Source organism: Agrilactobacillus yilanensis, from assembly GCF_003946725.1.
Lineage (GTDB): Bacteria > Bacillota > Bacilli > Lactobacillales > Lactobacillaceae > Agrilactobacillus > Agrilactobacillus yilanensis.
Genome location: NZ_RHOY01000020.1, coordinates 21,084 through 46,385, shown reverse-complemented (window position 1 = coordinate 46,385; position 25,302 = coordinate 21,084). Strand labels below are relative to the sequence as shown.

Annotated in this window: 25 protein-coding genes and 2 pseudogenes; 18 read left to right on the top strand and 9 right to left on the bottom strand. The window is 39.5% G+C overall.

Features of this window, described 5'->3' with window-relative positions; all coding sequences use genetic code 11:
* The first annotated feature begins 3 nt into the window (after nucleotides 1-3).
* Entirely contained in the window at nucleotides 4-339 is a 336-nt protein-coding gene (locus EKM93_RS11760; RefSeq protein ID WP_125715768.1) for a winged helix-turn-helix transcriptional regulator, read from the top strand.
* Nucleotides 340-638: 299 nt separating this feature from the next.
* On the opposite strand, the gene EKM93_RS11755 is transcribed toward EKM93_RS11760, so the two are convergent.
* Genes EKM93_RS11755 through EKM93_RS11740 form a run of 4 tightly spaced genes read right to left on the bottom strand, consistent with a single transcriptional unit; the run spans nucleotide 639 to nucleotide 2,155 of the window.
* Nucleotides 639-935: a putative quinol monooxygenase gene (locus EKM93_RS11755; protein ID WP_125715767.1), complete on the bottom strand. Its 297-nt coding sequence runs from the start codon at nucleotides 933-935 to the stop codon at nucleotides 639-641.
* A 32-nt stretch (nucleotides 936-967) separates the two neighbouring features.
* Nucleotides 968-1,459 (bottom strand): GNAT family N-acetyltransferase, encoded by a 492-nt coding sequence (locus EKM93_RS11750; RefSeq protein WP_125715766.1) that lies wholly within the window; start codon nucleotides 1,457-1,459, stop codon nucleotides 968-970.
* Nucleotides 1,460-1,505: 46 nt separating this feature from the next.
* Nucleotides 1,506-1,823 carry a DMT family transporter gene (locus EKM93_RS11745; protein ID WP_225423713.1) on the bottom strand — a complete coding sequence of 106 codons (318 nt, stop codon included), beginning with the start codon at nucleotides 1,821-1,823 and terminating at the stop codon, nucleotides 1,506-1,508.
* A complete protein-coding gene (locus EKM93_RS11740; RefSeq protein WP_125715765.1) occupies nucleotides 1,823-2,155 on the bottom strand; it encodes a DMT family transporter in 333 nt (110 codons plus the stop codon). The genes EKM93_RS11745 and EKM93_RS11740 overlap by 1 nt, the downstream gene beginning before the upstream one ends.
* A gap of 459 nt (nucleotides 2,156-2,614) precedes the next feature.
* On the opposite strand from EKM93_RS11740, the gene EKM93_RS11735 reads away from it, so the two are divergent.
* Both EKM93_RS11735 and EKM93_RS11730 read left to right on the top strand, forming a co-directional pair.
* A complete protein-coding gene (locus EKM93_RS11735) occupies nucleotides 2,615-5,266 on the top strand; it encodes a bacterial Ig-like domain-containing protein (protein WP_164507083.1) in 2,652 nt (883 codons plus the stop codon).
* A gap of 323 nt (nucleotides 5,267-5,589) precedes the next feature.
* Nucleotides 5,590-6,036, top strand: a pseudogene (locus EKM93_RS11730) (transposase); the annotation flags it as partial.
* A 54-nt stretch (nucleotides 6,037-6,090) separates the two neighbouring features.
* Here EKM93_RS11730 and EKM93_RS11725 read toward each other — a convergent pair.
* The 3 genes from EKM93_RS11725 to EKM93_RS11715 form a co-directional block, all read right to left on the bottom strand.
* A complete protein-coding gene (locus EKM93_RS11725) occupies nucleotides 6,091-8,691 on the bottom strand; it encodes a BspA family leucine-rich repeat surface protein (protein WP_125715763.1) in 2,601 nt (866 codons plus the stop codon).
* 390 nt (nucleotides 8,692-9,081) lie between these two features.
* Complete coding sequence (locus EKM93_RS11720) at nucleotides 9,082-9,816, bottom strand: DUF1003 domain-containing protein (protein WP_125715762.1); 735 nt, start codon at nucleotides 9,814-9,816, stop codon at nucleotides 9,082-9,084.
* A gap of 70 nt (nucleotides 9,817-9,886) precedes the next feature.
* Nucleotides 9,887-11,275: a DHA2 family efflux MFS transporter permease subunit gene (locus tag EKM93_RS11715; protein WP_125715761.1), complete on the bottom strand. Its 1,389-nt coding sequence runs from the start codon at nucleotides 11,273-11,275 to the stop codon at nucleotides 9,887-9,889.
* A 157-nt stretch (nucleotides 11,276-11,432) separates the two neighbouring features.
* Here EKM93_RS11715 and EKM93_RS11710 point away from each other — a divergent pair, with 157 nt between their 5' ends.
* Both EKM93_RS11710 and EKM93_RS11705 read left to right on the top strand, forming a co-directional pair.
* Nucleotides 11,433-11,867: a MarR family winged helix-turn-helix transcriptional regulator gene (locus EKM93_RS11710; protein ID WP_125715760.1), complete on the top strand. Its 435-nt coding sequence runs from the start codon at nucleotides 11,433-11,435 to the stop codon at nucleotides 11,865-11,867.
* Nucleotides 11,868-12,005: 138 nt separating this feature from the next.
* On the top strand, nucleotides 12,006-12,656 hold the full coding sequence (locus EKM93_RS11705; RefSeq protein ID WP_125715759.1) for an MIP/aquaporin family protein: 651 nt from the start codon (nucleotides 12,006-12,008) through the stop codon (nucleotides 12,654-12,656).
* 214 nt (nucleotides 12,657-12,870) lie between these two features.
* On the opposite strand, the gene EKM93_RS11700 is transcribed toward EKM93_RS11705, so the two are convergent.
* Entirely contained in the window at nucleotides 12,871-13,452 is a 582-nt protein-coding gene (locus EKM93_RS11700; protein ID WP_125715758.1) for a GNAT family N-acetyltransferase, read from the bottom strand.
* A complete protein-coding gene (locus EKM93_RS11695; RefSeq protein WP_125715757.1) occupies nucleotides 13,449-14,186 on the bottom strand; it encodes a MerR family transcriptional regulator in 738 nt (245 codons plus the stop codon). Before EKM93_RS11695 ends, EKM93_RS11700 begins: the two co-directional genes overlap by 4 nt.
* Before the next feature lie 136 nt (nucleotides 14,187-14,322).
* On the opposite strand from EKM93_RS11695, the gene EKM93_RS11690 reads away from it, so the two are divergent.
* The 13 genes and pseudogenes from EKM93_RS11690 to EKM93_RS11630 all read left to right on the top strand — a co-directional run bounded on the left by EKM93_RS11690 (nucleotide 14,323) and on the right by EKM93_RS11630 (nucleotide 25,300).
* Nucleotides 14,323-15,096: a DUF4931 domain-containing protein gene (locus EKM93_RS11690; protein ID WP_125715756.1), complete on the top strand. Its 774-nt coding sequence runs from the start codon at nucleotides 14,323-14,325 to the stop codon at nucleotides 15,094-15,096.
* Nucleotides 15,097-15,166: 70 nt separating this feature from the next.
* Nucleotides 15,167-15,592 carry a MarR family winged helix-turn-helix transcriptional regulator gene (locus EKM93_RS11685; protein WP_125715755.1) on the top strand — a complete coding sequence of 142 codons (426 nt, stop codon included), beginning with the start codon at nucleotides 15,167-15,169 and terminating at the stop codon, nucleotides 15,590-15,592.
* Nucleotides 15,593-16,444: an alpha/beta fold hydrolase gene (locus EKM93_RS11680; RefSeq protein ID WP_125715754.1), complete on the top strand. Its 852-nt coding sequence runs from the start codon at nucleotides 15,593-15,595 to the stop codon at nucleotides 16,442-16,444. It abuts the gene before it with no gap.
* Between the two features lie 99 nt (nucleotides 16,445-16,543).
* Entirely contained in the window at nucleotides 16,544-17,332 is a 789-nt protein-coding gene (locus EKM93_RS11675) for a cohesin domain-containing protein (protein ID WP_164507082.1), read from the top strand.
* A 21-nt stretch (nucleotides 17,333-17,353) separates the two neighbouring features.
* The gene (locus EKM93_RS11670; RefSeq protein ID WP_125715752.1) at nucleotides 17,354-18,535 is read left to right on the top strand and encodes an alkaline phosphatase family protein; all 1,182 of its coding nucleotides are present in this window, start codon (nucleotides 17,354-17,356) and stop codon (nucleotides 18,533-18,535) included.
* A 138-nt stretch (nucleotides 18,536-18,673) separates the two neighbouring features.
* On the top strand, nucleotides 18,674-19,306 hold the full coding sequence (locus EKM93_RS11665) for a matrixin family metalloprotease (RefSeq protein WP_125715751.1): 633 nt from the start codon (nucleotides 18,674-18,676) through the stop codon (nucleotides 19,304-19,306).
* Between the two features lie 177 nt (nucleotides 19,307-19,483).
* Complete coding sequence (locus tag EKM93_RS11660) at nucleotides 19,484-20,347, top strand: alpha/beta hydrolase (RefSeq protein WP_125715750.1); 864 nt, start codon at nucleotides 19,484-19,486, stop codon at nucleotides 20,345-20,347.
* A gap of 116 nt (nucleotides 20,348-20,463) precedes the next feature.
* Nucleotides 20,464-21,510, top strand: coding sequence for an NAD(P)-dependent alcohol dehydrogenase (locus EKM93_RS11655; protein WP_125715749.1), 1,047 nt, complete (start codon nucleotides 20,464-20,466; stop codon nucleotides 21,508-21,510).
* 202 nt (nucleotides 21,511-21,712) lie between these two features.
* Nucleotides 21,713-22,249, top strand: coding sequence for a cyclophilin-like fold protein (locus tag EKM93_RS11650; RefSeq protein WP_125715748.1), 537 nt, complete (start codon nucleotides 21,713-21,715; stop codon nucleotides 22,247-22,249).
* 25 nt (nucleotides 22,250-22,274) lie between these two features.
* Nucleotides 22,275-22,955: a flavodoxin gene (locus tag EKM93_RS11645; protein ID WP_125715747.1), complete on the top strand. Its 681-nt coding sequence runs from the start codon at nucleotides 22,275-22,277 to the stop codon at nucleotides 22,953-22,955.
* Between the two features lie 14 nt (nucleotides 22,956-22,969).
* Nucleotides 22,970-24,253 (top strand): FAD-binding oxidoreductase, encoded by a 1,284-nt coding sequence (locus EKM93_RS11640; protein WP_125715746.1) that lies wholly within the window; start codon nucleotides 22,970-22,972, stop codon nucleotides 24,251-24,253.
* Between the two features lie 10 nt (nucleotides 24,254-24,263).
* Nucleotides 24,264-24,536 (top strand): annotated as a pseudogene (locus tag EKM93_RS11635) (cyclophilin-like fold protein); the annotation flags it as partial.
* A 164-nt stretch (nucleotides 24,537-24,700) separates the two neighbouring features.
* Entirely contained in the window at nucleotides 24,701-25,300 is a 600-nt protein-coding gene (locus EKM93_RS11630) for a MarR family winged helix-turn-helix transcriptional regulator (protein WP_125715744.1), read from the top strand.
* Nucleotides 25,301-25,302: the final 2 nt, after the last annotated feature.

The window sequence follows — 25,302 nt, the reverse complement described above, 5'->3', positions numbered from 1 at the left end:
ATAATGTATGCAAATGAATTTGATGCCACCATGCAAATGATTCGGGGCAAATGGAAAATTTTGATTTTATATGCTTTAGATGAAGATGACCATCGACGCTTTAATGATTTACAGCGCACGTTAAAACCGGTCACGCATAAAATTTTAGCTGAACAATTACAACAGCTGCTAGATGATGGTCTGATCACTCGGCAAGATTTTGATGAGAATCCGCCACATGTAGAATATCATCTAACGCCGATGGGACAGTCATTAGTGCCGTTGTTAGATGCGATTTGTGATTGGGGTGTGGCTCATGTGGCACCGGATAAGATGGTGAAATTATTGTGCGATGAATAAGTATTTTGATAAAAATAGAGGTTACCGCCAAAATGTTAATTTTGGAGTAACCTCTGTTTTTTTGTTTTGTAAACGCGCTCACTAGAGCAAAGCTCTCACATAACTACGACTCTCTTGCGTGTCTGACGACACACTGCGAGATTCTAGGTTAGTGCTCGAGGCTTTCCCGCTCTGATCTAAAACGCGCTCCAAGCTACTGCCAATTTACATAACTACGTCTTACTCACAAGCCAAAAGCGGGCTTATGTCGTAAGTCTAGGTTATGTGCATTGTCAAACCGTAGCTTGTCGCGCTCTGGTTTACAATGCTGTTACAAACTCAGCATCTAAAGATTTAAATAGTTTATCTTTCTGTGCTCTAAAGGGGGCCATGGCTGGGCTGGCGCCGTTGGCTTGAATGGCTGCTGCGTTTTGCCAGTGCTCTAATAAGGTGAATTTTTCAGGTTCTTTTTGATTTTGTAAGACTTGAAAATCAAGGCAAGCTGGGTTGCGCCGGGTGGGTTCGATTAAGCTGGTCATCAAAGCTTTGACAGCGTCAATTTGATCTGGATAAGCAACTTGATGCACAATGAGGCGAACTTCTTCATTATTTGTCATCGTGAGACTTCCTTTTTTATTAATTAATTATATTATAACGCTAAAACTAAGTTATACCACGTCTCACCGGCATGATCAGAAGCAGCAACGCCTTCATTTTGATACCCATGGGCTTCGTAAAAAGGTACTAGTTTTTTCAAACAAGTTAAGGTGATCGCCTGGCGGTTTTGCGCTTTGGCAACCTTGGCCAATTCGGTTAATAAGGCGCCGGCAATGCCTTGTCCTTGGTGGTTTGGGGCTACTGCCAGACTTAAAACGGTCTGATAAGGCGCATTGGGTTGATTGGGGGTGGTTGTTTCAAATAGATCATCGGTAATGTAACGTTCCTTGGAAGCGGGACCAACGATGTAGCCGGCAACAGCACCGGTGGCTGTGTGGGCGACGATAAAAGTATCTGAAATCACAGCAATGCGTTGGGCCATGCTATCCGTACTGGCCGCTTCAGCGTTTGAAAAACCACTGTGTTCAATGGCCATAATTTGGGTTAATTCGTCTGCGGTTGCAGGGGCAAAGTTATAAGACATAAAAAACTCCTTAATTGTAATTTACGATTATTATCATACACCGAAATTAAGCAAAAAGCTTCAGACCAATTACAGAAATAATAATGACGATCATCCAAGCGATTTGTCTTAAATTAATTTTTTCTTTAAAACAAAAAATACCTAGTAAAATAGCGCCAATTGAGCCAAAAGCGACCCAGATACTGTAAGCAACACCGGCTTCGTAGGTTTTCATTGCAAAGGATAAACTGGCTAAACTTAAGCCAGCAAAAACAAAAACGACGAAACACCAAAGTTTATTTTTAAACCCTTGGGTGCGATTGAGACTGTAAACCATCATGACTTCAAACCCACCGGCCAAAATTAATGCGATTAAGCCCATCATTATTCAGCCACCTCCGAACTAAATTTTAAACCGATGATACCAACCAGCAATGTTGTCGCAAAAATAAATTTAGCTGGGGATACGCTTTCGTGTAATAAAAGGATGCCTAATAAAATAGTGCCAATAGCGCCAATACCTGTAAAAACAGTGTAAGCAACGCCGGAAGGTAGGCTGGTCATCCCTTTGGCAAACAAATAAAAACTCAAACTAACTAAAACAATTGTTAAAAGCGCAAAAGGCAGAACTGTAAAATTTTGAGAAGCTTTTAAGCTCAATACCCAAAATATTTCTAAAAAACCACCTGAAATAACGTAAAACCAAGCTTTGTTCATAAATGAATACACCTTTCTAATGTTGAGGAACAAAAAAAGCGGGCTGGATAAGAATAACCTTATCCAGTCCGCAAAGACCCTCCGAATTACATAGACAGTATTGTAGCAAAAGCTTTGAAGAATGGCAACAATTTTTAAATTTTAAAATTAGCTAATCGTTCGGCACGCTGTTAAGGTATTTTTTTGAAGTAAGGGTTCAGAAAAAGGCCGCCTAGAAGTAAGTTCACAAAAAAATAAATAAATAACATCAAAAAATTCATATTCTCATTTTTCGATTGTGATTAATTTAAAATATGTGTACCCAAAAGACTTAAAAGTCAACACTGAAAATGATTCAACTTTGAATAAATAAATCTATTAAAAATTGAAATCTTTTTTTAAAATAACATGTCATAATGGTGGGTAGGGAAACTTTATCTTAATTACTAATAATCTATTACAAAAGTAGGAATGATTATTATGAAAAATAGCACAATTTCGAAACAAGACGATAAGCATCGAAACGTTGTCTTAATTTCTAGTGCAATCTTGACAGGCTTTTTACTCAACAATTATGCAACAACCAATGTTCACGCTGCCACAACAACTCAAACGGAACAGACAACAACGGCTGCAACAAGTACTTCAGCTGAAACAGAAGAGACGGTTGATCCGAATAGCGGCACAAGCTCCGGGACGACTGTGGCGGGACAGCAGTCGACAACGACGACTGGCGAAGGGGCTTCCAGTTCGTCAGAGATAAATCCGACATCTGTTACAGAGGACATTAACACAACAGAAACGACTGGAACAACAGAAACAACGACAAAGAGTACCACCGATACGACGGGGACAGACAACAATCTAGAAAATACAAGTGATGGTTCAACCGAGAATAACACAGACACTACGGGTATGGATGCTGGTACGACAGGCATTGCAGCAACAAGTGCTAACTTAACGGCGGGCACCGATACTAGTAACACGGGAGATACCGCAAATACAACTGCTGGTGGGACAACTGATACAGGTATTACAGAAAGCGCTACGCCTGCTGATGCGACGATAACATCAACTGCAGAAGAAACGACCGAAACGACCGCTGATGAAACAGCGACGACAGATAGTACCGTAACGGCACCAGTTTTAGATGACAAGTTTCCAACGCTAGCTAACCTTTATGTGGAGCCTTCCCAAAATGCGGTTGGTTATGGCCAAACGATCACGTTAAAAGTGATGCCTTATAATACAAATATGATGAGTGCACAACTTGGCAATCAATTGTATGGTTTTTATATTGTTTTACCCACAACAATTACTGGGAATACGACAAGTTTTCAAACAAGCGCGGATGATTTTGTAGCCTCATTTAATGGGGACAATGCCACTTATACCAATTTAAATATTACGAGTTTGACAGTGAGCCAGCTCAGCAATACGACGGATGGCCGTGAAGTTTATTATTTCAGACCTAATGATGGGGCAGTGGTTGCTGAAAGTAACAAAGTCAAACCGATATTAACACTTTCGGTTACAACTGGCTCAGATGCGGCTGACACGCCAAGTTATTATCAGTTAAATGCAAATACAAATGATGAAGTTACCACTAACGATGTTTTGTTTGCCGGGGTTAATGACATGGCAACGAATACAAACAAAAGCTATACCCCTATTTTAGCAACAGATGTGGGGATTACCGATGCGCCTGATCAATATATTACGGGTATCGCTTACTCAGGGATCAATCGGTTTATCGGATATACTGGGGTTCATACCCAAGATAGTGTGGTCACACAAGATACGGATTGGCAGGCCGGCGATAATTTTGTTAGTGCGACTGGCGCTAAAGACAGAATCGTCACGGCGCCGGTTACGGACGCTTCTCAAATGGCCGTGACGATTACAAAAGATGGGACCACTGTGGATCGTGTCGATACGACACAGCCCGGCACTTATAAAGTCACTTACAGCAGCAGTGCTGGCAGCAGTACCGCAACGGTTACCGTCAGCGGTATTCAAGTTCAAGATAGCAATTTGACCCAGGGTGGCACTTGGGCACAAGACGATAATTTGGTGAAGGCTATTGATGGCAGCGGGATAACGGTAGGCAGCGATGCGCTAGTCGTTTCGATAACTAAAGACGGTCAAAGTGTTAATAATGTGGATACCAGTCAACCGGGCGTTTATGCGGTGACTTATCAGCTCACTGACGGAACGAACGCTGGTAAAACAGCTACCGTGGTCGTTAGCGGTATTGCCTTAAGCCAGACAGAAACAACGGTTACGCAAGGCGATCAGTGGACGCCTAGTGATAATTTTACCCAGGCAATCGATAAAGATGGCCAAAATGTGGATTTGGCAGATTTGACAGTGACAATTACGGATGCCACTGGTGCAACTGTGGATCAAGTGAACACAGCTGAACCGGGCACTTATACGGTGACTTATACATTACCAGACGGCAGTGTTAGTCAAGTAGCTACCATTACGGTTACAGCTAAAGATACAGATACAGACGATAATACCGGTAATGGCGACGACAACGACAACGATAATGGTAACAGTAATAACAATAACGGTAACAACAATAATAACAATGGCAACCATAATAGTGGTGATGACGGTGGTGTCACGACACCGACAGAGCCCGAAAATCCAGATACGGATCCGGATACAGACATAGATGATTCAGACGACACGACGGACAATACCGGGGATGAGGCTACCGCTGAAAATCCAGATGCTGACCATGATCTAGATAATACTGGGGATGAGGCTACTGAGGATAATACAGATAGTGATACAACCTCAAAGCCTAATCTGGATACAAGTGCAGATAACGATCAAAGTGAAACGAATGACGTGGTAACTGATAATTCTAATTTCGGCACTAATAGTGGTCAAGAAATGATTACGCAAGCGCCAACAGCAACTGCCTCAAATCAAAGCAACATTGTTCAAGCAGCAACCGTTGACACAAACACGCAAGCCACAGATGCAAAGACTTTTCCACAAACTGGGGAAAAACAATCTAATCAGTTAACAATTTTAGGGGCCGTTTTAGTTGTGTTGAGTGGTCTTTTAGGCTGGATCGGTTATAAAAAACAGCAAAAAAAGACACGTAAAATTTAATTTAGGGTAACTCAAAATACGCTCAGAGGCTCATAGCTTTTAGGCGTATTTTTATGCGAGGTATAAATTGATCTGATAAGTTTACTGAAACAAACACCGCTGTATAATCGTCAGGGCGTAAAGACTGGGATAATTGAACAAACGATGGCTTATAAAACATTTGCGGTCAGTTATATCAATGGGCGACAAGCCATTCGCTTAGGTAATGAGAAGCAATGGATTTACGCCAGTACAGGGGCTTATTATCCAGATTAATTAAGTGATAGAAATAACTGGCTCTAAAAAAGAATCCTCGAGACTTTCTCAAGGATTCTTTTTTATAAAGTGATGACCGTAAGGTTATGAACTGGGACTACCATGTGGAAGATGACTGTTACATTAATCCCAAAGGTATTCGATTTAATTTTAAGGCTTACCGTAAAAGAACTGATAAGTATGGTTTCCAACGAGATTTCAAAGAATATGTAGCTGAAAAATATGATGAGAATCATGAGTTGATCCCCGATGCTTTGACACCCAAAGGTAATCTTAAATGAATCACTGTAAATGAGTCCTGGTCTTACTATAAGGCAAAGGAACGTGAGTTACTTTCAGCTCCAGAAACGGGTCAATTTTATGCTCGTCGTAAAATTGATGTTGAATCGGTCTTCGGAAAAATGAAGGCTTCTTTACGGTTCAATCGATTTTCGGTGAGAGGCCTGGATAAGGTAACAAAAGAAGCGGGTATCGTAATGATTGCCCTAAATATCTTAAAATTAGCCTCAACAGGGGCTTAATTTCTTAAATAGTCTAAACGGACAAAGTGTTTCAGCAGGGCAGTTTGATTACAAACTACTTATTAATTCCCACTCAAGTGTCGTTGAATAACGACCATCACTCACACTTTCAGCGTTTTCCATATTTAACAATATTCCTTGGCGATCATTCCAATTTAAAACCTGGGCACCGCTATCAATTGCACCTGAATAAACTTCAGTTGCGGAGGTAGACAAAGTTTCTTCCTGATCATCCGTGTTTTTGAAAATCAAGACATTATTAACTGTCTTCGTAGGATCGCTTGTATTGGTTAAAGGCGACAACATTCTTACATTCAAAGTCGTATTCAGGGGTATTTCTGGATAGCTTTCGTTATTGATGGAAATAGAAAAGTCCCCTTTGCGTTGAACAATACCGGCCGCACTATGGGTAGTACCAAAGTCAATATTAGAAACATCCAAACCAATATTTGTTTGTACCTGTTGCTGCCAAACAAAAGTTGTCACTGGGTTACCAGCGGTTGAAAACTTATCTTGAATTTGAGTATTAGAAAACAGATCACCCAACGGTTGGTGATCGGTACCGCCAAGATCGGCACGAACTTCTTGCCATTTAGTGCTGATCGCAAAATAGGTATTGCCATCATCATTAATCTCCGCACCCGCTTGAGGAGAAGGCGGGTAAGAACCAGCGCCATTATTGAACAAGAGTGATTTTGGCCCTAACTTTAATTTCCATAATTTTTTCGTACCACCAAACATAAAAGTTAGGTTCGTGGCGTTTGTGGTATCGAGATTGGATAAATCCAAAGTCTCTAAACTAGCCATACTATTAAATACACAATAAAAAGTAGTGACTTTAGAAGTATCCCATTTAGAGAGATCAAGTTTTTTCAGACCCGCCCCCCAAAAGGTGCCGGACATAGTGGTTACCTTGGATATATCCCAATCATCGATTGGTAAATCAGTCAGCGTAGCTGTAAAGTAAAAAGTGTCTTGGAGGGTCGTTACGTTGGAGACGTCCCATTTAGAAATGGGGAGCGACGTACCCACGGTCTTCCAAAAAGTAGAAGCTAAATTTGTCAAGGAAGGCGTCTTCCAGTTTTCTAGGAAACCGTAGTCTGTAATTTTAGAACCACTAAAAGTACCCTGCATCGTTGTGACTTTAGAGGTATCCCAATCCGCAATATTTATTTCACTAAAGTCAATTACACCGGTATTAGTAAACATAGACTGCATATTGGTCAATGAATGTGTATCAAAATTCCCAATGATCTTCGTTAATTTAGAATCACCTGAAAACATAAATGAGAAATCGGTTACATTAGAAGTGTCGTATTTGGATAGATCAATGGTTTCAAAGCTAGTGGAGGCAAACATCGCACTTGTGTTGGTAGTCTTATTAGTGACCAAGGTTTGGTAACCCTTAAGCGTCGTTTCATTAAGTAACTTAGCACCATTAAACATGGAATTAGTAATCTTTAAGCTGTTTGTTGTCCAATTTGAAAGATCTAAAGCAGCTAGCTTAGAACAACCGTTAAACATAAAACCCATAGAGACAACTTGTTCAACATTCCAGTTATTGATAAAGGATAGGTCCGTGGCTTGGGTATTTTGAAACATGTTTGACATGTTTGTCACCTTAGACGTATCCCAGTTTGCAATGTCTTTGACCTGACTAAGGTTACCACTAGAGCCTGAGAACATGCCAGACATATCTGTCACTTTTTGCATATCCCATTTACTTAAATCAAGTGCGGTAAATTTTGTAGATGCAAATAGATAGGCCATTGAAGTACAATTCGAAACATTCCAATCCTTGATGTCATTAGGGTCAGTCTTTGTGAAATCTACACCCTGAAGTACTCCGTCCAAGACGGGCGTATTTTGAAAATCCAGGTCAGCAAGCCCAGTTATTTTCCCGCCAACTCCTGAAAACATATACCTAGGATCAGAGACATGAGAAGTATCAAATCCTGATATATTCAATGATTGTAATCCGCTGCACAAATAAAACATCGACCGGGTTCTACTAAGTTCGCTAGTATCCCATGCAGACAAATCAAGTGCCGTTAAAGCAGTGTCCTTATAAAACATTGAGTTCATAGAAACAGTGTTAGAGGTATCCCAAGTATCCAAACCTATAATTTGAGTCAACTTAGGATCTTCCGAAAACATATATCCCAGTGAGAGAACTTTTGAAACATCTAAATTTGTCACATCAATGGTTACGACATTTGGTAACTCGGAAAAGACGCCATTATTATAATCAGTAGTCATTATGGAAGAAAATGGGAGCACACCTGGTTCTACGTAAACATTTTTAATGGAACTAGCATACGCACTCCAATTCCCTTTGCCGTATGCCAACTTACCTGCATGCACGGTCAAGGTTCCAGCACTATCAATATCCCATGTTGCTGTCCCATTGACGCCGCTATTAACGATAGATCCATTAGAAATAATTTCATTGGTCAACAACAGATTGCTTGAAGGAGCAACCTGAGCCAACGGATCAGTTAGCTCGGAAACATCAGCTAAGGACGCGGCTTTAACAGTGGTACTGCTAAAACCTACTATAAAGATACCTATGAAAATATAAAAAAGCAGAAATTTGATATAGTTAACTCGTTGATCAGTGTCAGATAAATAGCGCTTGCGCGTAAACATGACAATCCTCCTTTGCCAATGTATGTATTTAAATCAATAGTGTATAAATTTACTTAATTGTAATTACCCATAAACTTAATGTTTTCATTTTCTTGAAGATTTTCGTAAATGCTTTTCAGTTTTTGCTCTGCGAACACGGCCGATGTTTGATCATTAGAAGCTATCAAATTGAGGTCATGACACCTATTTCAGTCTTAATACACTAGTGATTATAAATTAAATTTTTCTATCATACAATTATTTTGTATTAAAAATATTTTATGTGAATATTTTTAATTATATATCGAGTAGGGGGTAGTTAAGCTACCTCATTAATTAAGTGACAGAAATAACTGGCTCTAAAAAAGAATCCTCGAGACTTTCTCAAGGATTCTTTTTTATCTGGCAAAACTAGCGTAAAGGCTTATGCTTTAAGGCGTTTAATTGGCGTTGAATTTCGCCTAACATCTGCGTTTGAGATTTTTGAATGCTTAACAAGTTAATGGAATCTTGTTGAATTAAGTGATCTACTTTGGCATGTAATACGCGGATTTCTTCTTCAGATTTAGAATTTACTTTAAAATCATTGCGGGCTTGCAGCCGATCATATTCAGCGGCTCGATTTTGACTCATCATAATCAAAGGGGCCTGAATAGCGGCAATCATACTTAGAAATAAATTTAATAAAATAAATGGATAAGGATCAAAATTAAAACCAAATAAGTGGCAGACATTAATTATAATCCAAACAATCATAATACTGATAAACGAAATAATAAAAGGCCAACTGCCACCAAAGCGGGCAACGGCATCTGCCACTTTCTGGCCCACGGTTAAAGAAGCTTCAAGTTGCTGATGGATATCCACAATTTGATAATCATCCCGTTGCATTAATCGGGTCATCCGTTCACCCAGCTTACGACTTTGAACTTGATCTTTATCAAAAATCTGATCCATTTCTAAAAGACGATAATGGACTAAGTGGGTACTACAGATAAAATCATTACCGGTAGCTTTAGGAAAATCATGCTGAATTAACTGACGTAGCTGACTGTCCAAATCTCGCAACGATACCCCATCTTCGAAATTATGTTTTTCATGATCGACAAGGCAAATTGTTTCTTGAAGGTTCATTTTCTTAGTCATGTTTATCGCCCCTTTAATAAATTATCTAATTGGCAACATGATAGTACACTGAAATTAAAGGGTGGTCAAATTATTGAGTTTTATGATTTTTAGTGGCTTGGATTAATGCGCCTAAGCCTAATAAAATACAAATCAGCAGTAACCCCCAGGCCGCCACTGAACCTAAGGCTGTCCGGCGGCTTAAACTACCAGTACTTTGCGCCTGAATCAGGGCAATGACCGAAGAAACAATTGCGGTACCGATAGCGCCAGCAAATTGCTGTAAGGTATTAAAAGTGGCGTTGCCGTCTGCATGCTGAACATTCGATAACTGATTTAAACCACTGGTCATTGTATTGCCCATAGTTAAACCAAAACCGACCATAGTGAAAATATAAATACTGGCTAATAAACGACCACTGAGCTGCTGACCTAACAAAGTGAACAGAAGAATTGATAAAGTAATGGCACTTGCCCCGATTAAGATGGGCTTACGGGCACCAAAACGGTCTAAGATTCGACCGCCAAATGGGGCAAAAATAGCGCCAATAGCGGCCGCCGGTAAAATCAACAATCCAGCGGTTAAAGCACTGTAACCGTCAACTAATTGTAAATAGTTAGGCAAAATAAAAGCTAAACCTAGGGCAATAATTTGGATTAAGAAAAACCCTAATAAGTGCCAATCAAAAGCATGATTTTTAAAGATAACTAAATTAATTAATGGATTTTTAGAATGTTTTGTCCGGAAGATAAAGCCAATCAGCCCGACAAAGCCTAGGCACAAATAGATAATAAAAGGCCAAGGTTGCCGATTAATCGTTTGTAAGTTACTAAAGGCAAAGGTGAAGCCAACAAAAATTAAAATGACGGCCAGCCAAGCGGGAACGTCAAAGCTCGTTTTGTGTGTAGGCTGGGCTTGACGAATAGCCAAAAGGCCAAGCAATAAGGATAGAACTAGAAACGGTAATAATAAAATAAAAATCCAATGCCAGCCTAATCTAGCCACTACTAAGCCGCCAAAAGTCGGGCCTAAAGCTGGGGCAATTGCTGTAATTAAAGTGCCAACGCCCATCAAAGTACCCCGTTGTTGTAACGGAACCCAGTCCAAAATAATGTTAAACATGAGGGGCAAGGCAATCCCTGTGCCTAAACCTTGGATAATCCGGCCTAAGACCAACATAAAAAAGCTGGTGGCGGCGGCGTCAATTAATAATCCGGTAATAAATAGTAAGTTGGCACAAATAAATAGATGTTTTGTTTTAAAGCGTCGTTTTAAAAAGGCTGAAATAGGTACGATAATTGAAACAACTAGTAAATAAGCGGTGGTCATCCATTGGACAGTGGCTGTATTAATTGCAAATTCACGCATTAACGTTGGAAAGGTGATGTTCATTGCGGTCTCAACGATAACACCGCAAAAAGATAATAAGCCAGTGGCGATGATCGCTAAAATTAATTTTGCATCCACACGTTTTGCCATGGGTTAGTAAGCCTCCAAAAAAATAATTAGTTCTAATACGAACTAGTTGCTTATTCTAGCATAGAACATAAGGGATAACAATATTGATTTGCAGGGGATGATTCGTTATAATACGAGCTAGTCAAATTGCGAACTATTTATGGAGGCTCAGCATAATATGAAATATTCTTTAGGTGTTGCAATCAAAAGCGCCAATAATGCTTTGGCCCGGGATGCGGATCATTTTGCTAAAAAACTCGGTTTAACTGGGGTTCAAATTAGTGTCATTAACTATATTAACGATCACGAGAATGATCAAGATATTTTCCAGCGAGATCTAGAATTAGAATTTAATATCCGTAAAGCAACGGCTTCTAGCCTTGTCACCAACATGGTGGCTAATGATTTGCTATTGCGAGTGCCGGCTTTAGAGGATGCCCGCTACAAACGGTTATTATTAACGCCTAAAGCCCGACAGTTAGCCACAAAAATTGAAGCCTTTTTTGAAATGAGTGAACAGCGGCTCTACACATTGCTAGGGGCCCAAAAACAGCAGACTTATCAGAGTTTAACAACAATCAGTCGGAACTTTGAGCAACAAGATACACAATAATAAGAATAAATAATGCAACAGCCACTACCAAAAAAAGTGTTATTTTATAGAAAAATTGGTATCAAAAATTGATATTATTAACTATAATAATATGATAGGGTAGCGTTTTCATAAAAGAACACATTGGAGGTGTGTAGGATGCAAAAATATATTGCAGAATTTTTTGGTACATTTATGTTCGTGTTTTTGGGAACTGGGGCAGTGACGGTGGCAGCCGGAAGTACACTAACGATTGGCTTAGCCTTCGGTTTAGCGATTACCGTATCCGCCTACGCTTTTGGCGGTATTTCCGGTGGGCACTTTAATCCGGCGGTAACGACAGCAATGGTGATTAATCGACGACTTGATGGGAAAACGGCCATTGGCTATGTGGTGGCCCAAGTTTTGGGTGCCACGGCGGCTTCGTTAATGATTAAAATTTTTGTAAGCGGTTTAGGACTGGCAACAAATCAATTAGGACAAACAGATTTTCCAAAAATTTCTGTTGGCTTGGCTTTCTTAACAGAAACTCTAATAACTTTCTTATTCTTATTAGTCATTTTGAATGTGACCAGCCGTTATCATGGGAACAGTGATTTTGCCGGAGTAGCGATTGGGGTGACATTAGGTTTTCTAATTATCGTCGCTTTGAATTTAACCGGTGGTTCATTAAATCCCGCACGGTCATTTGGCCCCGCCATTTTTGCCGGTGGTAGCGCCTTATCCCATCTGTGGTTATATATTTTAGCACCAGAATTAGGGGCTGTTCTAGCTGCCTTTGTAGCCCGCATTATGGGGAGCGAAGGTTAAAAGATTAGATTAAAAGACGTCAGCTGATAAAAATCAGTTGGCGTTTTTTTAATACCCTTGGACATAATTTTTGAATAAGATTGCATCATTTAGATAAAGGCGTCTCGCAGTTTTGAACAAACTGAATTTTTTTGCGTGAGGTCAATGTCTATAATTTCTCGAGTTACTAACTGATTGGTGGCGAACAAGATTTTACGGAGATAAAAAGTAACTATTATTGTTGCCAATGCATCTCAGTCCATTGCTGGAAACCCAAGTAACGTTGAGCTAACCAGCTTTTTTTAGTATTAACTGGGTTGAAATTGAATTTTTTATATAATTGATAAGCATTTTGGTTAGTTGTAACAACAGAAAGGTTTAAGCAGTTAAAATGGCGTTGGCAGAAATTTAAAAGCTGGCTAGCAATCCCTTGCTGGCGGTAATTAGGGGCTACTGCTAAAAAATCAATGTACGTTTCATCAGTATTAGGCGTGCTGTCCAGCAATAAAATAAAAGCATACCAGCGCAAACGTCGAGATAAGGTGAGCGCAGCTCTAGGCAGCCGAGTTGTTTTAGGGGATCTAGGTTGTTTTAATAAAACAACGCCAGCTAAGTGCCCGTCCATTTGGGCGACAAGTAGGTCTCGACGGTAGTATTTTAGTAAATAAGCCCCTAAACCTAAGGCGCTGATTTGTGCTTCGTTTGCTGTAAAACCACTCGCTAGAAACATATCTGAAAAACTATTATAAAATAATTGACCAATGGCATTTGCACTTAAAGTAGGTAGCTCAGTGGCCCAATGTATGGTGAGCGTCATGGTTTATGCACCTCCAATGTATAAATAATAGTTTGACCGTAGACTAAAGATAACGGAATATTTTCATAAATCAGAATCGTCGGTGCCGTTTTAAAATCGTTATCAGCTAAAAGTTTATCCAAGGCTTCGTCTATTTGATGTTCATTAATGACAGGCAAGTGAACGGTAAGATAAGTACCCGCGGGCACGGTAATGGCCGTTTCAGGGGTTGAGGTTATTTGCACAAAAAGTGGGGTCGTGTCTGTTGGCCGTTTGAGATAAGTAATCGGTTTTAATTGGTGGAGATTTAGGTCTGCTTGGGCCATTTGTTGGGCCATTTTTAGCTCTAAGGACTGGGCAATATCTTCATTTAGAATTTCAAAATAACGGCGAGGTTGTTTGATGGATTGCGTTATATTCAAAGGTTGTTGGGCTTGGGCGGTTAAGATCGCCGTGATTGTCTGCTGTGTTTTCTGTAAAGCGCTAATTTTTTCTGTCAATTGCTGATTGGCAGTTTGTAGCGCTTGATGGAGATCATCTTGGGTTAATAACGTGGCAATTTCAGTCAAGCTATAGCCAATACCACGCAAAAAGCGAATATAATAAAGCCGATAAACTTGCATTTCGTCAAATAGTTGGTAGCCGTTGTCATCAATTTTAGCGGGTGTTAATAGATCCAGATTAATGTAATGGCGGACGGTGGTTTTAGGAACACCCACTAGATAGGCTAACATGCCGCTAGTAATATATTTCATGGTCTGCAAACCTCCTTGTGTTGTCTATCATAAACTGTGTTGTTACCACATAGTCAAGTAAAATTTAGATTGATTTTTAAATTAAATAATTGCATGATATAACTTAAAATAAAATTTCTGATAGAGGGATAGATAGATGGTTAAAGAAGTTTTGGTGTTTCAGCCGCAAGTTGCTAAAAATAAGCCGGAAACGATCATTCATAAAAATAATGCGTGTCCATTTTGCGATGTGCCCCATTTGACGGATATTTTGGCACAAGAAGATGATCGAATTTGGCTTGTTAATAAATATCGGACGTTGATAGATACTTGGCAGACGGTTTTGATTGAGTCCAGCAATCATAATGGCGATATTTCAAACTATGATGTCAGTCAAAATCGAAAGGTTATCAAGTTTGCCCTCAACGCCTGGGCTAAAACAATGGCGGATCCAAAATATAAAAGTGTGGTGCTCTATAAGAATTTTGGCCCTTATTCTGGCGGGACTTTAACACATCCGCACATGCAAATTGTTGGCTTTGAAAAAATAGATGGCTACAAAAATATCACTGATACGAATTTTTCAGGGCCAATGATCTGGGAAAATGAAACAGTGGCTGTAACGCTTTCAGATCAGCCGGTTATGGGTTTTGTGGAGATCAATGTGATTTTGAAGATAAAAGCCGGGTTAAATAAATTTGCGGATACGATCCAAAAAATTGTGCAGTACATTTTAAACGATTATTTTGGTGGTCGCTGTAATTCCTATAATTTATTTTTCTATCAAAACAGCCAAGGACAAACTGTGGCTAAAGCACTACCGCGATTTGTAGATTCGCCTTATTTTGTCGGCTATCGAATTTCACAAGTCAATGATGAAGCACGAACCGTCCAACTTAAACAAGAAATTTTGCAACGATTGATGAAATAAAAATAACTTACTTGACAAAGTGAAAAGTCAGCCTTAAAGTGTGTATATACACATTAAGGGGGATGACAGAATGGTCCATCATTTTGATGAAACCTGCGCTTATTTTACGGCAGCACGCTATTTGCGAAGTGTAGAGCAGCTTGCCAATAAAACATTTGCGCCCACGGGATTAAATCCAGCCTATGCCTATATTATGATGGCTTTAGAAGACGAACATCCAGCGACAATTCGACAAATTTCAGAGCGCCTAGGCTATGAACGTTCAACCGTATCCAGAATGTTAAAGACGCTTGTCGCTAAAAAACTAATAATTTTAAATCATGATCAACGGGCGACAAAAATTGATTTAACGGAACAAAGTGCAGATTTTTTAAAAATCGCCAATCGCTGTCTAAAAGATTTTGCAACGTTAACCGACACGATTTTGACAACTACAAAAAAGCCAATGACTGCCTTATTGACTGAAAATAATCAAAAAATAAAGAAGGTACTTTAGATGATACGCTACCAAACGATCAAAGTTGCAGGCTTAGATATTTTTTACCGAGAAGCGGGGGCGAAGTCTAAACCAACTTTAGTTTTATACCATGGATTTCCAACGGCCAGTCACATGTTTCGGGAACTTATGCCAAAGTTGGCTCAAGATTTTCACTTGATTGCACCGGATTATCCCGGTTTTGGTCAGTCATCAGCGCCGGATCATCAGCATTTTGCTTATACGTTTGCACATCTCAGTCAAATTATGACCGAATTTTTACAGAAGTTAAAAATCAACAAATTCTTTATGTATGTATTTGATTATGGGGCACCGATTGGCTTTCAGATCGCTGTTGCGCATCCCGATTGGATTCAAGGGATTATTAGCCAAAACGGCAATATTTATCAAGTTGGTCTTGGTGAAAAATGGGCGCAACGGGCTGACTTCTGGAATAAGCCTACTGAAGAAAAACGCAATCGTTACCGGGCAGCTTTTGCACCAGAGACGATCAAAAAACAATATACTTTCGGTACGCAGCCAGGTTCTGTTGGCCCAGATGGGTATACGTTAGATATTGCCTATGCTTCTGAAGGGGAAGCTTATGCCCAGCGGCAGTTAGATTTGATTTATGATTACCAAAATAATATTAAACAATATCCAATGTTTCAGAAATACTTACGAACCTACCAGCCACCACTGTTAGCAGTCTGGGGCAAAAATGATCCTTCGTTTATTTATCCTGGGGCACAAGCCTTTAAGCAAGATGTCCCTAAGGCAACGGTTGTCTTGCTGGATAGTGGACATTTTGCTTTAGAAACAGATAGCGCAGTGATTGCAGATTTGATCAAAACACATTTTTCTGAAAATTAACAAAACATTTACACGACCCGTTTCATAAGTTTACATTCATTCGCTAATATGATTGGTGTAGACCGATGTCTATAAAATGAAATCGTGGAGTGATTTTGATTGAACCCCAAGAAGTTGACAACTATCGCGCTGTGTTCAGCAACCTTATGGGTCGCAATAGCACCAGCAGTCGTTGAAGCAGCAACGGATTCTGCCAACCCAGTAGCAACCACCCGAATGCCGGCTGTATCAACAGTTAGTGATTTAAACCAGGCAGTACCAACTATTAGCACCCAGTTAGTTGGAGCCAGTGATGTGGTTGCGAACCACATTTATAGTTTGAATGTACACGGTCGCAAAGTAAATAACGATGAAACGGCCTATACATTGAATTATGAGATTGAATTTGATGCGGATAAATTTGAATTTATCAGTGCAGATCAAACTAAAGGTGATACAAAAGTTACCTTAAAAGCAGGTACCAACAATGTATTGCAGGTGACTTCAACGAGTGTAGAAGCCGGCGAAGTTAGCGCTTACGGTAAGACTCGTTTAGCCCGTGTACAGCTAAAAGCAAAGGCAGTCACTGCAGATACAGCGGCAACTGTGACAATTAAAGCGGCTCAGGCCACGGTCAATGATGCTCAGGCAGCACCGCTTGAAGCGGCAATTGTTGGGCAACAAAAGGTACTGATCCATGCTAAGGACACCGCTGATTTGAATCAAGACGGTCTTGTAGGAATTGGGGACGTGGCAAAAGCGAGCGATATGGCAGCTAAAATGGCCGCTGCTCAAAATTCTGAAATCCGACCTTATAAGCATGTTATCGTTTTAACAACAGATGGCGGCGGCAATCCTTGGGATCCAGAAGGGTTATACTATGCGGCTTCTAAAGAAGAATTACCGTAATGGCATACCGATGCTCAAACTTTGGCGAAGCGTAAAAATACGTATACGATGAATTTGTTTAATAATCGCTTTGCCATGAGCACGACAGCAAAGTCTGTTCAACCGGCTATTTCGGCACAGAACTATTCTTCAATGCTCCATGGGTTACCTTGGGATCAGATGGCAAAAGATTATCAAATGACTAATGGTACTGCTGCACAAAACTATTTTGGTGATTTTGGAAAAGCACAGCCAAAGTATCCTTCTGTATTTAAAGTGATTCAGCAAGCCAATCCTAATTTTGGATTAGCCGCCTTTTCAGAATGGCGCCAAATTCTAAATGGTATTACTGAAGCGGATGCGGCGGTGAATACCCAACCTTCAGCTTCTTTAAAATCTTTTGATGATGTGGCAAATTATATTGGCAGTGTGCAATTTAAGGATACCGCTTTGGTTTATATGCAAAGTGATTATATGGATGGGCAAGGTCATGGCAAAGGCTGGTATAACGATAACTATTGGGATCAATACACGAAATATGATGCCTTATTCAAGAAAGTAATGGATAAATTGGAAGCAACGGGGCATAGTCACGATACATTAGTGATTGCCAATTCCGATCATGGCGGCAGTTTGACCAACCATGGTTCTGCAGAACATACTAAAGATGCTTCTAATGAAAATATTTTCATTGGTATTGGCGGCGAAACGGTTAATAGCGGTCATCGTCTACAAGGTGGTAGTAATGCGGATATTAGTGCTTTGATTTTGCACGCTTTACAAATCAAACAACCGGCATCAATGACCGGTCGTGTGTTTGATCCATCCGCCTTTTTACCACAAACAGAACTTGCTCAAAAACACCGGCATGTTGAAGCCGTTAATTTGGAACAGGGTAGAAACAAATTTGCCTTAAAATTTGTTGCCCAAAGCCATCGTACTGTCAAAGCTTTAGATGCCCGGATTGATTTGGCCGGTCAGTCTATTGAAAAGATCAAAGTACCAAAGGGCACAACGATTTTACGCCAAGACATTCAAGACGGTATTTTGAAATTAACATTAAGTTTTGAAACGGCACCAACCGAAAACTTAGCGCAAGTAACGTTAAAACGTAATGGCAATGCCCCAACAAAAGCAACGATTCAACAAGCAATGTTGGGTACGGATAGCGGTGAAGAAATTTTACCGGATCTAACAAATTCTATCGCAACAACTAAAAAATAAAACACAACTAGAAGCGTAATCCATTAACAACAAACCTAATATGATTCGAAATAGCTACCTAAACCAAACAACCCTTGGTCCGGGATGCTATTTTTTTAGGCTTAACATTCAGATAAATTAAAAAAATGAGGTCTTTTAATGAAATGGCGAAAAGGGTTATTAGGCTTAGGGCTAATTTTAGGTATGGGCTATAGTCTAATGATGCACCATACCGTGTCAGCTAATGTACACAATATTGAAACCCAAGTGTCTGCAGGCGTACAAGGTTTGTTAACACAACATCACCGGGCGTTTGAGGCTAAAACACCGATGGAAACAATTGTAAAACAAGGTCAGTTGGCTTCGGTCTATTATTATCAGTTTGAGTCTTCGGTTTCAAAACCCGTTAAAAAAGCTTTTGAAGCTGCAGTGGTGCGTTACAATCAAACTGGTGTGGTTCAACTTTTGCCAGGGGTCGGTTTGGCAACTCAAAATAAAATTACTTTTTCAATGTACTATAAAAAAATGGATCACAGTCCTGAAATTCAATTAGGGTTGGGGGGGCCTAAATTACTAGAAAGCAGCTGGGGGACGGTTAATCACGGTTGGGCAAGTTTAAATTATGCCTATACAGAAGCTGTTTCGGAAGCGGCTGCTATTCATGAATTAGGCCATGTTTTAGGTTTGGATCATAGTAAAAATCCTAAATCCATCATGTATCCTTGGGCGCAAGGAAAGGTACATATTTCGGCAGAGGATATCCAGACATTAAAGTTGATATACAAAACGTAGACCGACAAGTATGGATTAAATATAAAAAATCGGATCCGGTTAAAATGGATCCGATTTTTTATATTTGAATAATAACTAAAAAGCATAATTATAGATTAATAATAGGCATTAGACATTCACTAAAAAACAGCCTAGACTTAATTACTGTTGAGAGATGTTGATTGAAAGGGGTAGAATATGCGTCAAAGAATATTAGGTTTAAGTATTGTGTTGATTGGTTTATTGAGTATTGCAATAATAATGGTTAGACCAACTGAGAAAGTAACTGCAACGACTGTAAATCGAACTTATTCGGTAGAAACGTTGCCTGTAAAATATAATAAAAAAAATCTATACGGTAAATTATATGTACCAAAACAAGCCGCGAGACAACCACGGCCGACGGTTATTTTATCTCATGGGTTAACTGGAACTTATGAGGATACGATACCCTATGCGCGGGCTTTAGCAAAACAAGGCTATGTTGCTTATGTTTTTGATTTTAGTGGTGGCAGTGATAGTAGCCGTAGTTCCGGTAAAACGACAGATATGTCTATTTTTACAGAAGCTTCTGATTTAAAGGCCGTTATTTCACAAATTAGAAAAAGAGCTGAAGTGGACAAACAGAATCTGTTTTTAGCAGGTGAAAGTCAAGGCGGTGCGGTATCTGCGATCGCGGGCGCACAAAAAACAAAACAGATTAAGGGCCTACTTTTATTGTATCCAGCTTTTAGTATTCCAGACGAAGCACGGCAAAGATTTAGCAGTGTAAAAGAAATTCCAAAAACAGTAGATAATTATATGACTGTAGGGCGTGCATATTACACACATCTTTTAAACTATAATATGTGGACGCATATTCAAAATTTTGAAGGCAATGTTTTGCTTATTCACGGCAGTGCAGATGATGTGGTACCGATTCGTTATTCTAAGCGGGCACAAAAGGTATTCAAGCATAGCACTTTAAAGATAATTGAAGGGGCAGGGCACGGTTTTTATGGTGCTGATGAAAGACAAGCGACTAAGTATATGTTGGGTTATATGGCAACAAATACAAAATAGATTAAACCTGCTTTTTAGCTATAGAAGTTCTATAAAATAAGGATTGGGTAAAAAGAGAACTAAAATTATATAATGTAGTTAACATTTAAAACAAACAGAATAATGGAGGATTTAAGATGGTCGAAATAAAAGCGCTAGAAGCAACGAGTTCAGATTTTCATTCATTTCATCACACTGTAATTACACGCCGAGCACTACGGGCAGACGATGTGGCAATTGATATCAAATATTGTGGTATTTGTCATTCGGATATTGCACAAGTAGAAGGTATTGATGCTGTTTTTCATCATGCGATTGTCCCAGGTCATGAAATTTCAGGAATTGTCAGCGCTATTGGTTCAGAAGTAACTGATTTTAAGGTTGGAGATCGTGTGGGTGTTGGTTGTTTTGTAGACTCCTGTGGTGAATGTAAGTATTGTAAGGCTGGTCAAGAACAGTTTTGTGAAAAAGGATTTGTTTCTGTTTTTAATACGCCTGACTACGAAGGTCAAATTACCCAAGGCGGTTACTCGCAATCGTTAGTCGTTAAAGATCATTTTGTATTGCATATTCCGGATAAGTTAGATTTAGCTGAAGCTAGTCCTTTATTGTGTGCTGGGATTACAACTTACAATCCTTTAAAACGTTATGGCATTGGCCCAGGTTCTAAAGTGGCAGTTATTGGTTTAGGGGGCTTAGGCCATATTGCTGTTCAATTTGCACATAAAATGGGTGCCGAAGTCACAGTCTTAGGGCATTCTGATAAAAAAAGAGCTGAAGCTGCTCAATTTGGCGCTACAAGCTATGAAGTTTTGAGGACGTCGGCGGACTTTGATAAGCTGAACGGACAATATGATTTTATTTTGAATACAGTTGCTGTAGCCTTAGATTTAGATGAATACTTGAAATTACTGACAGTAGATGGAATTTTCTGCTTTGTTGGTTTAACGATGGATGAACAAAAATTCAATTTGTTCAGTATGTTCAATAAACAAGGTACATTAACCATTTCGAATGTGGGCGGCATTGCCATGACGCAGGAAATGTTAGACTTTGCGGCGGCAAATGAAGTACATCCCCAAATCGAAATGATTGGTATTGATGATGTTCCTAACGCTTATCAGCGCGTGATTGATAGTGATGTTCATTATCGCTTTGTAATTGATATGAGTACTTTAGATTAAAAAATAGCTTTACCTTAACGCTTTTATAGCGAGGGTAAAGCTATTTTTTTGGTCAATGTTCCCTAAATAAATTGTACTTTTTTGAGCAATTAAACAATAACTAAAAGGTATGGATATAAATTTAAATAGGTATTAGACATTTTCTGAAACTGGCCTTAACATAGAAAATGTTAAATCGCAAGTTGGTTGAGGAAGGTGGAAAATGATGCATAAAACAAGCATAGTATTCAGTATAATTGCAAGTATCTTTTTAGTCGGTTTATTGTGGTGTTACAATACAGAGCAACCGACAAGCCACACCACAGTCAGTCAGGCTGCTGAAATTAAAAATCAAGTTCAAACGGCCCAAGTAACGGTCACAAACCAGGCCAGTAAACGGCCAATTAAAGTAGTAATTAAGGGCCATGTACTAAAAGCGCATTTGTATCATAATGCTGCAGCAAATCAGTTATACAGCCAGTTACCAACAACTTTAAAATTTCAAACAGCAGATTCTAATATTAAAGAACGGACCAGTGATTTAAAAGCACCTTTGAGTATAAAAGGGATGTCAGCTGGTGAGAATCCTAAACCTGGAGACATTGGTTATTGGTCACCGCAGCAAAGAATCGTTTTTTACTGGGGTAATGTGGGTTATTACGAAGGTATTCATGTCATTGGGCATTTTGACACGAAGCAAGCTGCAAAAATTATTAAAGCGCAAGATGGTGCGTTCAACGCCAAAGTGACAAAACAGTGAGCATTAAAGAAAGGACGGTAAGTTTTTGAAGAAAAAAATTGGACTTGTACTTGGTCTTTTAATAGTGTTTGCTGGCTTGGCACATTTGGATATTAGTAGAAGTCAACCAGCCTTAAAGCAAGCTACAGCACAGACCACTACAAAAGTAAAACATAGCGCACGTTCCTCAAAAACGCCGGCTAAAAAAAACAACGCCGGTCGGATTTTGATAGTTTTCTTTTCAAGATCAGGGACAAATTATCCGGATACAACGTTAAAAATTGGCCATACACAGCGGATAGCAAATGAAATTGCACGAGTTACCGGCGGCACAAAATATGAAATTGTTGCCGCTAAAGCGTATCCCAAGAATTATCAAGCAACCGTAGATCGTGCCGAAAAAGAACAGCAGCGAGATGCCCGGCCAGCAATTAAACAGCCTTTACCCGATATTTCAAAATACGACACAATTTTTATTGGCTATCCTATCTGGTGGAGTGATCTACCGATGCCAGTCAGAACCTTTATGGATAACGTAGATATGAATGGCAAAACGGTAATCCCTTTTTCGACTAATGCTGGTTCTGGCTGGGGCGACACACTCAGTACCTTAAAACAGCAATATCCTAAAGCAACCTTTAAAAAAGGTTTTAGTATTGAGGGTACTCAAGCGGATCATGCCCAAAAGAAAATTGATCGTTGGTTAAGACAGTTAGGCTATCGCTAATAGGAGGTAAGTAAGTGTTAAAAAAATACCCAGTAGCACTTTATGCACTATGGTTGATCGCCTTACTGATTTGGCCTTTACCACTAGTTATACTACTGAACACGGAGATGCGTGCTTCTGCTTTAGCGCAGTTACGTCTAATTGATGCAGGCGTGATTGCTTATGCTTGGTGGCTGTTTGAAGTGTTTTTGGCAACACGGCCACAGTGGTTAGATAGAAAAATCGGCTTACCAGCAACTTATTTCATGCACAGCTTATTAGGCTTTGGGGCTTTAATCTTAGCGTTTTTCCACCGCCATTACTTAGTAACAATGGGGCGGGCGATTCAATTAACCGGTGATTGGGCTTGGTATTTAACAATTTTTGGTTTGATTTATGCGGCTGTGTTTTTATCAGGATGGTTGGTGGATCGGGTACCCGTAGTTGCTGGCATCAAACAACGTTGGCAGCATTTCTTTAAACATCAGTTTTCTATATGGGTCCATCGTTTGAATCTAGTCGTGATTTTACTGATTTGGAGCCATGTTCATCTGATTGGCAGAATTAATAATCATCTTGGATTCATGATAACTTTTGATCTCTATACGGTCGTTATTTTGGGCGCTTATCTATGGCAGAAATGGCTGCAACCTCAAGCTACAATGAAAGGTCAGGTTTTATATCGGGAATCGATAAATGCAACGACTGAAAAAATAGGTATTCAGTTAAATCAACCAAAGAAAAATATTATGGTAGGGGATTATTTCTTCTTTACTTTTCCAGAAATTTCTAAAGAGGCGCATCCATTTTCAATTACCAACACTCCCAATAAGCAGCAGCAAATTGAGTTGATGGTGCGTACGCTAGGCGATTATACAAAACAATTGCCACAGCTTGAACCGGGAAGTGCGGTTTTAGCTGAAGGACCCTTTGGCAGATTTGGTAGTAGTTTGAAAGAGACAGGCTCAAGGCCGCTAGTACTGATTGGTATGGGCGCTGGGGTTGCGCCACTCCTAAGTATTGTTCAAACTTACCGAAATCAACGGCCGATTCGAGTGTTATGGACCGTTAAAACAGAAGCAGATTTGAATTTGGGCACAGTTTTTCAAAATGTTAAAAGTGATCAATTTAAATTTCATCAACAAATTGGTCGTTTAACGGCGGGACAGTTAAAAGCGTTAATTACTGATGAAGAACGACAGCAGGCACTATTTATAACGGTTGGACCTGCAGCGGCAGTTTTAAGCTTGGAAAAACAATTGCATCAACAATTAGGTATTGCAAAAAAACAACTCATAGATGAACGGCTAACCCTTTAGTCGTTTACCACAAACTTTAACATTCCAAACGTTTGCGGCAGGCTATCCTGAGAAATATTCTGAATTAGAACAAGCATTAGATAGTACAGGGATGTCCGGTGATAATCCTAAAAATGGGGATATTGACTATAATTCTAATAACGAAAGTCTATTCTTATACTATGGTGAAGTCGGTCAATTTGATGAGTTGCATAATGTTGGCCATATTACTTCAAAAGGGTATCAGAAATTTATTAGACAACAAAAAGGTGAAATTACAGTCACACTTGCTGTGAAGAATTAAAAAAGATCACTGAATAATAGCTTTAGATTTCGCAATAGAACGGGCTTAAGCCGTATGTTGAAGAAAAATAAAGCTATTTTTTTAAAATAATTAGTTAGTTTATATTGACATAAACTAACTATTGAACTAAGATAGTGACTATCAAATCTTAGGAGGTTATTTTCATGACAGAAACAAGTCGCGATTTATTAAACAGTTTTGGTAAGTTATTTCAAAACAGAGGTTTTTTCTTGGCGGTTTCCCAACACGGTAATTTTATGGGGAAACGTTCACCAAATGGTGGCCGCGGTCCAATGCGCTTGATACAGTTGTTTAAGCAATCACCAGACGGACTAACAAATGCAGAAATTTCCCAACTATTAGATATTCGGCCAAGTTCAGTTAGTGCCATGATCACTCGTTTAGAAGACAAAGGCATTGTGGAACGGGTTCCTAGTGATGTGGACAAGCGGGCTATGATTATTCGGTTGACCGATGAAGGCAAGAACCGTCTAAATCATCAAAGTGAAAAAGTTGATGATTTGGCAGATCAATTATTTAGTGGCTTAACAGACGAAGAACAAGTAGAATTAGAAAAGCTCATTAAGAAATTAGATCAAAGTGCCGCTGATTTAGACTGGCAGGCATTTATGGGCCATCATGGTCATCACGGTATGGGAATGGGCTATGGATACGGTCATGGACACGGTCAACGGCATGAAGGCTCTGGCTGTGGTGAAAGACCAGATTGGCCAAAAGATTTCGGCGGCTGGGACCGCTTCTAAAA